Genomic DNA, 9622 nt, shown 5'->3' with positions numbered 1-9622 from the left:
AGTCGGAGAAGCCCGCGTTGCTGATGAAGCGCTTGGTGCCGTTCAGCACCCAGTGGTCGCCGTCCAGCACCGCCCGGGTCTTCATGCCCGCGGGGTCGCCGCCGGCGTCGGGCTCGGTCTGGGCGAAGCAGGCGGTCTTCTCGCCGCGGATCACGGGGTAGAGATAGCGTTCCTTCTGCTCGTCGTTCAGCTCGAACAGGATGCCGCGCGCCTCGGGGCCGAAGACCGGGTTGTTGCGGAAGGGGATGGCGATGGTGCGGGAGACCTCCTCCTGGATCACGCAGCGCGTCAACAGGTCGAGCCCGGCGCCGCCGTACTCCTCGGGGATGTCGAGCATCCAGAACCCCAGGGCCTTGGCCTTTTCCTGAAGCGGCTTGTACAGCTCCTCGGGCATCTCCTCGCCCTCCGGGCGAAACTCCCGCTCCAGCGGGATCAGCTCCCGTTCAACGAAGTCGCGCATGGTGTTCTTGATGATCTTGATCTCTTCGGGAAGCTCGAAATCCATTCTTCATCTCCTCCTTGCTGCCTGGGTCCGGCTGACAGATGGCTCGTAACATAAGCCCGCGCCCGGCTGGAGGTCAAGCCGGGGCCGGGCGCCCCTTCGCCGGTTCCGCACCCCGTGTCCGCCTTCCGGCGGTGCGGCCGGAGGGCCTGATTGACAACCGCATGGCCAGTGTCTATGTTTCCGATAACCCACCCGCGCGAGGCCGGCCTATGCCCATCTACGAGTACAACTGTTCAAAATGCGGCGTGTTCGAGGTGACCCAGCGGATCACGGAGGATCCTCTGAAGAAGTGCCCGTCCTGTCGCAGCAAGGTCCGGAAGCTCATCTCGAACACGTCCTTCCAACTCAAGGGCTCGGGCTGGTACATCACCGACTACGGACGGGGCAAGGGTTCCAACGGAGACAAGGCGGAGGCCAACGGCGGCAAGGAGTCCTCCGACTCCGGCAAGTCCACGGAGAGCAAGAAGTCCGAGAAGTCGTCGTCCGGCGACAGCGCGGCCGGTACCGCATCCTAGTCGTGACCTCCCACGTCCGCCCGTCTCCGGATCGCCCGCCACGCCCCGCACGGCATCCGATTGCGGCGGGCCATCCCGCACCCCGGCCTCGCCGGGACTCGACAACAAGAACCCGATGAAGACGAAGACACTCGGCCGCACGGAAGTCCAGGTGCCCGAGATCGGCCTGGGGGTCTGGCAATACCGGGGCGGCGTCGAGCCGCTGCGGCACGGCATCGAGCTGGGCGCCAACCTGATCGACACCGCCGAGATGTACCGCACCGAGGACGTGGTGGGGGAAGCCGTCCAGGGCATGCGCGAGCGGGTGTTCATCGCCAGCAAGGTGTCGGGCGACCACCTGGGATACGACCAGGTGCTTCGGGCCGCGGACGCCAGCCTTCGCCGGCTGGGGATCGACTGCATCGACCTCTACCAAGTCCACTGGCCGAGCCGCAGCACTCCCATCGAGGAGACCATGCGGGCGATGGAGACCCTCGTGGATACCGGCCGGATCCGCTACATCGGCGTCAGCAACTTCTCCACCGAGGAGCTGGCCGACGCCCGGGCCGCCCTGAGTCACCACCCCATCGTGTCGAACCAGGTCCTGTACAACCTCCGGCGGCGGGAAATCGAGCGGACGCTGATGCCCTACTGCCAGCGCCACGGCGTCACCATCATCGCCTACACGCCACTGGACAGCGGCCGGCTGGCGGCCGGACGCGGCCTGTTTTCGTCCCGGGGCGCCAAGGTGCTCCAGGAGATCGCCGAAGAGCACCGGAAGACAGCCGCCCAGGTGGCGCTGAACTGGTGCATCTCCCATGACGGCGTCATCGCCATCCCGAAGTCCGACAGCGTCTCCCGGACCGCCGAGAACTGCGGCGCCTCCGACTGGCGCCTGTCCGCTGAAGACATGGCCCGTCTGGACCGGGCCTTCGCCTGACCGCAGCACACGGCGGAGGGCGGTGAACCGGCGGTTTCCCGCCGCCGTCGAGAATCGAGGCAACCGATGGATTTTCCCGCGTTGACCCGGACCGGAGCCATGGAGTTCTTCTCCGGGTTCGGCAAGACGATCCACAACCCGCAGGGCATTCTCTACTGGACCGGCAAGGCCAGGGCCAAGGCGCGCATCAACGCCACCATCGGCTCGGCCCGGGGACGGGAAAGCACGGTGTACCCCGACGGCGGCGACCGCGAGATCACCCTTTGCGCGCCCCTGATCCACTCCTTTTTCAACGGGCTGGAAACCGAGGAGATCTTTCCGTACACGCCGGAAGCGGGCACCCCCGCTTTCCGCTCGGCATGGAGGAAGTGGATCCTGGCGCGGGCGGGCGACCAGTCCGGGAGGCTGGAACGGCAACTGCATCCGCCGGTCCTGACCCCCGGGATCACCGCCGCCATCAGCATCGCCGCGCGGATGTTCGTGGACCCGGGCCGGTGCATCATCACGGCCGACCGGCGCTGGGAGAACTACGACCACGTGCTCGGACAGAACCTCGGCATCCGCATCGCCGACTTCCCGCTGTACGAGGCCGGCGACCTGAACGTCGCCGGCCTCGTCGCGGCCATCCGGAAGGTATGGCTCGAGCAGGACAACGCCGTGGTGCTGCTGAACTTCCCCAACAACCCCACGGGCTTCTGCCCGTCCGCCGCAGCCGGCGGGCGGCTGGTGGAGGCGCTGGACGGACTCGCGGAGGGGACCGCGAAGCGGCTGGTGGTGCTGTTCGACGACGCCTACGAGAGCTACGTCTACGACCCCGCCGCCATGCAGTCGTCGCTGTTCTACCTGTGCCGCCCGCGCTCCAACCTGCTGCCGGTGAAGCTGGACGGCGTGACCAAGGAGCTCCTCTGGTACGGCGCCCGCGCGGGCGCCATCACGCTGGCCTGTCCCGACGAGTGGCTTTCGGAGGACGACGCGGAAGCCGTGGCGGCGGAGCTCGACAACAAGTTCTCGGGCGTCAACCGGGGACTGTTCTCCAACAACTCGACAGTGACCCAGGCGGTGGCCACGAGGGCCATGGAGCAGATGGAGCGGCTGATGGTGGAGCGGCAGCGGACCTTCGAGCTCCTGGAGCAACGCTACCGGACCCTCAAGGACGAGCTCGGGAGGATGGAGACCGATCTCGTGACCGTGGAGCCGTTCCAGGGCGGCTTCTTCTGTTTCATCACCCTGCGGCCGGAGTCGGGGCTCAGGGCCACGGACGTCGCCAACCACTTGCTGGACGAGCACGGCGTGGGCACCGTGCCGTTCGACACGGACAGCATGAACGGGCTCCGGATCGCCTTCTGCAGCGTCGAGAGCGCCGACCTGCCGGAGCTGTGCCGGAGACTGTCGCAGACGGTGAACGAGTTGGCGGAGAGGAGACAGGCTCATGGGCAGGCTTGAGGGAAAGGTCGCCATCATCACCGGCGCCAGCCGCGGCATCGGCCGGGCGGTGGCGCTGGCCTTCGCCCGCGAGGGCGCGGTGCTGGCCGTTACCGGCGCCCGCGACCGTGAGGCTCTCGACACCGTGGAGCGCGAGCTGTCGGCGCTGGGAACCGAATGCGTGGCGCGGATGGTGGACGTCGGGCAGCGGACGGAGGTGGACGGGCTGGTGCGGGAGGTGGAGGAACGCTGGGGCCGGCTCGACATCCTCGTCAACAACGCCGGGGTCCTGACGCTCAAGAGGTTCGAGGACATCACCGAGGAACAGTGGGACGAGACCATCCGGGTCCACCTCAAGGGCACCTTCAACGGCATGCAGGCGGTGCTGCCCATCATGAAGCGGCAGCGGTCCGGCAAGATCATCAACCTGACCGGCCCGGCGGCGCTGCGGCCGTCCAACGGCGTATCCGACTACGCCAGCGCCAAGGGCGGCATTATCACGCTGACCTTCAACGTCGCCAACGAGATGAAGCCCCACAACATCCAGATCAACTGCATCTCGCCGATAGCGGACACGCGCATGACCGACGCCATCGCCGACTTCCGCGAGCGCGAGGGAATACCCGATGTGCGGCCCAACCCGGCCCCCGCCGAGACCGTGGCGCCCGCGTTCGTCTTCTTCGCGTCCAGCGACAGCGACTACATCACCGGAGAGGTCCTCGGATTCCACCGCAAGTAGGCCCGGTGGCCTCCGGCGCGGTAATGGTGAATAATGGGTACAGGACGATCGCGGTCGTTGAGCCATGACACGAAAGGAGCAAGGTGAAACCATGTTGCGAAAATCAGCGACGGCCTGGATGGTCGCCACGGCCTTGACCGCGCTGGCGGCGACAGCGGCGGCCCAGCCCATCGGCTGGCAGGCGGTGCCGCGGGACGCGTTCCCGGTCTTTGACGATCCGAAGATGCTGAGCGCCGCGGAAGCGGAAAAACAGGAAGTCATCTTCGATCGGGACGTGATCATCGGGGTGGCCCACAACGGCGAGGCCAAGGCCTATCCCATCACCATCATGGGGGTCCACGAGCTGGGCAACGACACCATAGGGGGGGTGCCCATCGCGGTCTCCTGGTGACCGCTGTGCCAAACGTCTATCGTGTATAGACGCAAACTCGACGACAAGGTGCTGAGCTTCGGGCACGCGGGCATTCTCTTCGAAAACTCGTTCATCATGTACGACCGCGAGACCGAGTCGCTGTGGGTTCACGTCACCGGCGAGGCCGCGCACGGCCCGCTCAAGGGCAAGAAGCTCGACTTCATGCCGTCCACGGTCACGACCTGGGCCAACTGGAAAAAGAACTACCCGCTTACCCAGGTGCTGCCGGGTTACCGCCGCGGCGGGTTCATGGGCACCTACGTCGGTCCCTTCCAGAGCGACATCCTGGGACTCGCGGTGTTGGTGAAGCTCAAGGCCAAGCTCTATCCCTACGGGGTATTGGAACGGCAAAACCTCGTCAACGACGAGTTCAACGACGCCAAGGTGGTCGTGTACTACTCGCCGGACGACGCCACGGGCACCGCGTGGCGCCGGGAGCTGGACGGGCGCGTCCTTACCTTCGAACAGTCGGAACGCAAGGACGCCCAGGGCAACGTCCTGTTGCGCGACAAGGAGACCGGGAGCCTGTGGTCGTGGCTGCGGGGCGAAGCGGTGGAGGGGGAGCTCAAGGGGCGGAAACTCCGCCAGCTCTTGTACAATCCCATCCTGAACGACCGGTTCGTCGCGTTCTACCCCGGCGCCCCGATCTTCGACACCGCGAACTAGTCCGGAGAGCCCCAGCGGCCGGCTTCCCTAGCCTGCACCGACAAATCGTATTATAAAGTCAGTGCAGGAACGAGCCCCGAGCACGTCACGCCGCGGCGAACCCAGCGGCCCACGACACGCCGGGCAACAGGTATTCCAAGATTCGTGAGCGCCACTGCCGACTATATCCGGGAAGCACGAGAGCAAAAGGGACTGACGCTGGACCAGGCCGCGGATGCGACGCGCATTCCGCAGTACTACCTGGAGATCCTGGAAGGCGGCGGAAACGATCGCCTGGTGTCGGACCGGCTCTACATGGTCCACTTCCTGCGCACCTACGCCGCGTACCTCGAGATCGAGGTGGAGACGCTGGCGGCTCAGTTCGTGCGCGAAAACCGGGCCGTGGACGCCTCGCCCGCGCCTCCCGAGACGAAGCCTCGTTCGAGGAAGGCGGCGACGGTCGCCGTGCTGGTGGTCCTGCTGGTGGTCGCCGCCGGCCTGTACATCTATGATCCCACGTTGGTGAACGTGGGCAATCTTGTCCGCACGCTCACCGAACGTCCGGACGTGGGAGCACCGCCCGCCGACGCCCCGCCGGAAATCGCCGTGACACCCTCCTCACCGGCCCCTGTCGCCACTCAAACGCCTCTGCCGAGCACGGACCAGGACTCGGTGCTGCAACCGGAAGCCGACGAGACCGCGCCCGCCGAACCCGGGTTGGCGGGAAGCCCGCCCGCCGCGGACCCGGAACCCGCCGCCGCGCCGGAGCCGTCCGCTGAACCCGTGGCCGCGGTTGAGAATGCCCCCGCGGTGCCGGCCGATCCCGCCGAGGCTCAGCCGGAGACCCCGCGGGAGCTTGCCGCGACGCCGGCGCCGGAGCGGACTGCGGCGGAGGAGACCGCGGCTGCCTCGGAGACAGGGGAAACCGCCGAGCCACGGGCCGAGCAGACGCAACCCGAGGTTGCGACCGCAAGCGCCGAACCCGCGGAAGCCGCGCCCGCCGAGACGGAGCCTGCAACGACCGTGGCGGCGAGCGGATTGGAGCCGGCGCCAACCGACGGCGCCGGGGCCACGCACACACTCACCATCGTGGCCGACGCCCGTTCCTGGCTGCGCATCTGGGTGGACGACAAACCGTCGCGCGACTTCATGCTAAACCCCGGTCAAAGCGCCACGCTGTCCGCCGACACCGGGTTCAGCATCACCTTCGGAAACGCCGGCGGGGTGCGCCTCAAGTTCAACGAGGAAGAGCTTCCGGCCGTCGGCAGGTCCGGACAGGTGATCCGGAACTACAAGCTGCCGCGCCCCGAGCAGGCAAACCCATGATCGACCTCCGTTCCGACACGGTAACGACGCCCACACCCGACATGCTGAGGGCCATGACCGCGGCTGACGTGGGGGACGACGTCTACAGCGAGGATCCCAGCATCAACCGTCTGGAGGAAGAGGTGGCGGGCATCCTGGGCAAGGAAGCCGCGGTCTTTACGCCGTCCGGCTCCATGGCCAACCAGATCGCCATCCGGCTCCACACCCAGCCGGGCGACTCGGTGCTGTGCGAGGAAGGATCGCACACCTTCGCCTACGAGGCCGGCGCCGGGGCGGCGCTTTCCGGCGTCCAGTTCGACATCATTCCGTTCCGGGAGAAGCTCTCCGATGCCGCCATCACGAGCCGCTTCCGCGCCGACGGACTGCACGAGTCCCCCTCCACGCTGATCCTGGTGGAAAACACCCATAACCGCGGCCGCGGCCGCGCCCTGGGCTGCCGGGAGACACAGCGCATCGTGGCCACGGCGCACGGGCTGGGACTCAAGGCCCACTGTGACGGCGCCCGGCTGTGGAACGCCGCCGCCGCCACCGGCGACTCCGAACGCGAACTGGCCGCTGGCTTCGACACGGTGGCGGTCTGTTTCTCCAAGGGCCTGGGCGCGCCCGTGGGCTCCGCCCTGGCCGGCGGCCGCGACACCATCGCGCACGCGCGCAAGATACGCAAGCGACTGGGCGGCGGCATGCGCCAGGCCGGGTTCCTGGCCGCGGCCGCGCTGTACGGGGTCCGGCAGCATCGGCGGCGCCTGCCGGAAGACCACCGCCGCGCCGCCGCCCTCGCACACGGCCTGGAAGAGCTCATGCACAATGGGAGTCCGCTTGAGGTGGATATCGCGGACCCGCCCACCAACATGGTCTATTGGCGCGCTCCCGACGGACCGGCGATGGTGGAGGCGCTGCGGGGCAGGGGTGTGCTCATGAACCATGTCGGCAACGGATGGCTGCGTGCGGTCACGCATCTACAGATTTCGGACGCCGACGTCCACGAAGCGCTCCTGCGGATCCGCGAGGTGCTGCGTCATGGCTGACGCGGCCCGCGCCGCCGCCCGTCCAAGTACGATGGCGTCCTTCGACTTCGCTTCGCTACGCTCAGGACGAACGGGTAATCGCCTTTGAATCCGTTCGTCCTGAGCGTAGCGAAGCGAAGTCGAAGGACGCCGGACTGCCGCTTCCCGTGAACGCAATGGGACCCGAAGACGCAAGATACGTCATCATTGGCGCCGGCTTCGCCGGAGCGGCCACGGCCTGTCACCTGGCTTACCGCGGCGCGCGGCAGGTGGTGATCCTGGAACAGGAAGCCGTGGCCGGCTTTCATTCGTCCGGCCGCAACGCGGGCTTCATCCGGCAGGTGCTCTCCGAGCCCTCGGTGGCGGACCTGGCGGCGAAGTCCGCCGAGTTCATCCGCAACCCCCCGCCCGGCTGGCCCGTGCCGGTGTCGTACGACACCATCGGGTGCCTGATCCTGGGACGCGGCGCACAGTGGGAGGCGTTGTGCCGGGACGCGGAACTGGCGCGCGGGCGCGGGCTCGACGTCGAACTGTGGTCGCCCGAGAGAACGGTGGCGGCCATTCCACTGATCGAAGGGGGCGCCCTGGACGGCGCGGTGTGGTGCGCCTCGGACGGCGTCATCGACATCAACGCGCTGCTTTCCGGGTATCTCAGGGTAGCCCAGGGGGGTGGCGCCGAGATCCGCTACGGCGAGACCGTGCGCGAGGTGCGCGTGCGCGACGGACGCGTGCAAGGCGTCGCCACGGACCAGGGTTTCCTGGACGCCGACGTGGTGATAAACGCGGCCGGACCCTGGGCCGGGCCCGTGGGCGTCATGGCCGGCGCGGCGCCCATCGCGTTCCACCCGCGGCGGCGGCACCTGTTCGTGACCCCGCCGCTCGACTGGGTCGAACGCGACTGGCCCTTCTGCCTCAACGTCTCGGACGAGATCTATTTCCAGCCCAACTCCGGCGGCCTCATGCTGTGCCCATGTGACGAGGAGGACCTGCCACCCTGCGACCCGCCCACGGACATCCGCGCCATGGAACTGCTGGCGGAGAGGCTGGCGACCGTCTATCCCAGGTTTCCCGACGTCTCCATCGCACGCTATTGGGCGGGCCTGCGCACGTTCAGCGACGACAACCGCTTCGTCATCGGTTGGGATCCCAAGGTGGAAGGCTTCTTCTGGGTGGCGGGCCTCGCCGGCCACGGCGTCACCACCAGCGCGGCCGTGGGCTCCCTGGCCGCCGATCTCCTCTTCGGCGCCGACCCCGACCCCAACTTCTCCCCTGCTCGCTTCGCCTGAGACAGGAAGCCCACTTACGCCGGCCGCTTGACGAGGACCTCGTCGATGATGTGGTAGTCCAGGGCCATGGGCGCGGTCATGTAGCGGTCACGCTCGGTGTCCCGCTCGATGGTCGCGAGGTCCTGACCCGTGTGCTTGACCAGGATCTGGTTGACTTCCTCGCGTACCCGCAGCATTTCCCTGGCGTGGATGTCGATGTCCGCGGCAGACCCACGGTAACCCCCCAGAGGCTGGTGGATCATGATGCGCGCGTGGGGCAAGGCAAAACGCTTTCCCGAAGCGCCGCCGGCCAACAGCAGCGCGCCCATGCTGGCGGCTTCGCCGACGCACACCGTGGCCACGTCCGCCTGGATGTACTGCATGGTGTCGTAGATGGCGAGCCCCGCGGTGATCAGCCCGCCGGGCGAGTTGACGTACAGGTAGATGTCCTGCGTGGGGTTCTCGGATTCAAGGTAGAGGAGCTGGGCCGCGACGGTGTTGGCCACCGGGTCGTCAATCTCTCCCACAAGGAAGACGATGCGGTCCCTCAGCATGCGGGAGTAGAGGTCGTAGACGCGCTCGCCGCGACCGGTGTCCTCCAGGACGGTGGGTATCTCGAATTGGTTTCGCATGGCCATGAGCGTTGTCGTCAGGAACGCAAGAGGCCGTGCCGATCGAGGAATTCGCGCATGATCGCCACACAGCTCTCCGGTTCTTCAAGCTGTAGAAAATGTGTCGTTTCGGGCACGAAGTCGTAGTCCACGGTCAGGATGTGGCTCAGGTCCAGCGTCGGCAGGTAGGAAAAGGGCAAGGTCGGGTCGGCGCCGATGACCTTGGTCGGGCTGCGGAGCTTCTCCAGCTCCACCATGA

The 9622-nt window shown here is 67.3% G+C and carries 11 protein-coding genes; 8 read left to right on the top strand and 3 right to left on the bottom strand.

Annotation, left to right across the window (positions count from 1 at the left end; translation table 11 throughout):
• The coding region (locus tag OXU42_17425; GenBank protein ID MDE0031170.1) for an acyl-CoA dehydrogenase family protein at positions 1-505 on the bottom strand (505 nt) is incomplete at its 3' end.
• A gap of 209 nt (positions 506-714) precedes the next feature.
• On the opposite strand from OXU42_17425, the gene OXU42_17420 reads away from it, so the two are divergent.
• From OXU42_17420 to OXU42_17385, 8 genes are all read left to right on the top strand, one after another.
• A complete protein-coding gene (locus OXU42_17420) occupies positions 715-1020 on the top strand; it encodes a zinc ribbon domain-containing protein (GenBank protein ID MDE0031169.1) in 306 nt (101 codons plus the stop codon).
• A gap of 115 nt (positions 1021-1135) precedes the next feature.
• Complete coding sequence (locus OXU42_17415; protein ID MDE0031168.1) at positions 1136-1939, top strand: aldo/keto reductase; 804 nt, start codon at positions 1136-1138, stop codon at positions 1937-1939.
• A gap of 66 nt (positions 1940-2005) precedes the next feature.
• A complete protein-coding gene (locus OXU42_17410) occupies positions 2006-3382 on the top strand; it encodes an aminotransferase class I/II-fold pyridoxal phosphate-dependent enzyme (GenBank protein MDE0031167.1) in 1377 nt (458 codons plus the stop codon).
• Positions 3369-4100 (top strand): SDR family NAD(P)-dependent oxidoreductase, encoded by a 732-nt coding sequence (locus OXU42_17405; protein MDE0031166.1) that lies wholly within the window; start codon positions 3369-3371, stop codon positions 4098-4100. The genes OXU42_17410 and OXU42_17405 overlap by 14 nt, the downstream gene beginning before the upstream one ends.
• A 118-nt stretch (positions 4101-4218) precedes the next feature.
• Positions 4219-5178 carry a DUF3179 domain-containing (seleno)protein gene (locus OXU42_17400; GenBank protein MDE0031165.1) on the top strand — a complete coding sequence of 320 codons (960 nt, stop codon included), beginning with the start codon at positions 4219-4221 and terminating at the stop codon, positions 5176-5178.
• A 144-nt stretch (positions 5179-5322) separates the two neighbouring features.
• The gene (locus tag OXU42_17395; GenBank protein ID MDE0031164.1) at positions 5323-6483 is read left to right on the top strand and encodes a DUF4115 domain-containing protein; all 1161 of its coding nucleotides are present in this window, start codon (positions 5323-5325) and stop codon (positions 6481-6483) included.
• Positions 6480-7508, top strand: a complete 1029-nt coding sequence (locus OXU42_17390; protein MDE0031163.1) for a beta-eliminating lyase-related protein — start codon at positions 6480-6482, stop codon at positions 7506-7508. The genes OXU42_17395 and OXU42_17390 overlap by 4 nt, the downstream gene beginning before the upstream one ends.
• Positions 7509-7663: 155 nt before the next feature.
• Positions 7664-8773 carry an FAD-binding oxidoreductase gene (locus OXU42_17385; GenBank protein MDE0031162.1) on the top strand — a complete coding sequence of 370 codons (1110 nt, stop codon included), beginning with the start codon at positions 7664-7666 and terminating at the stop codon, positions 8771-8773.
• A gap of 14 nt (positions 8774-8787) precedes the next feature.
• Here OXU42_17385 and OXU42_17380 read toward each other — a convergent pair whose 3' ends face one another.
• Positions 8788-9384 carry an ATP-dependent Clp protease proteolytic subunit gene (locus OXU42_17380; protein ID MDE0031161.1) on the bottom strand — a complete coding sequence of 199 codons (597 nt, stop codon included), beginning with the start codon at positions 9382-9384 and terminating at the stop codon, positions 8788-8790.
• A 17-nt stretch (positions 9385-9401) separates the two neighbouring features.
• Positions 9402-9622 (bottom strand): alpha/beta hydrolase (locus OXU42_17375; GenBank protein MDE0031160.1); only part of this gene is annotated, 221 nt, incomplete at its 5' end.

The organism is Deltaproteobacteria bacterium (assembly GCA_028818775.1).
GTDB lineage: Bacteria > Desulfobacterota > Binatia > UBA9968 > JAJDTQ01 > JAJDTQ01.
This window is presented reverse-complemented; position numbering and strand designations above follow the sequence as displayed.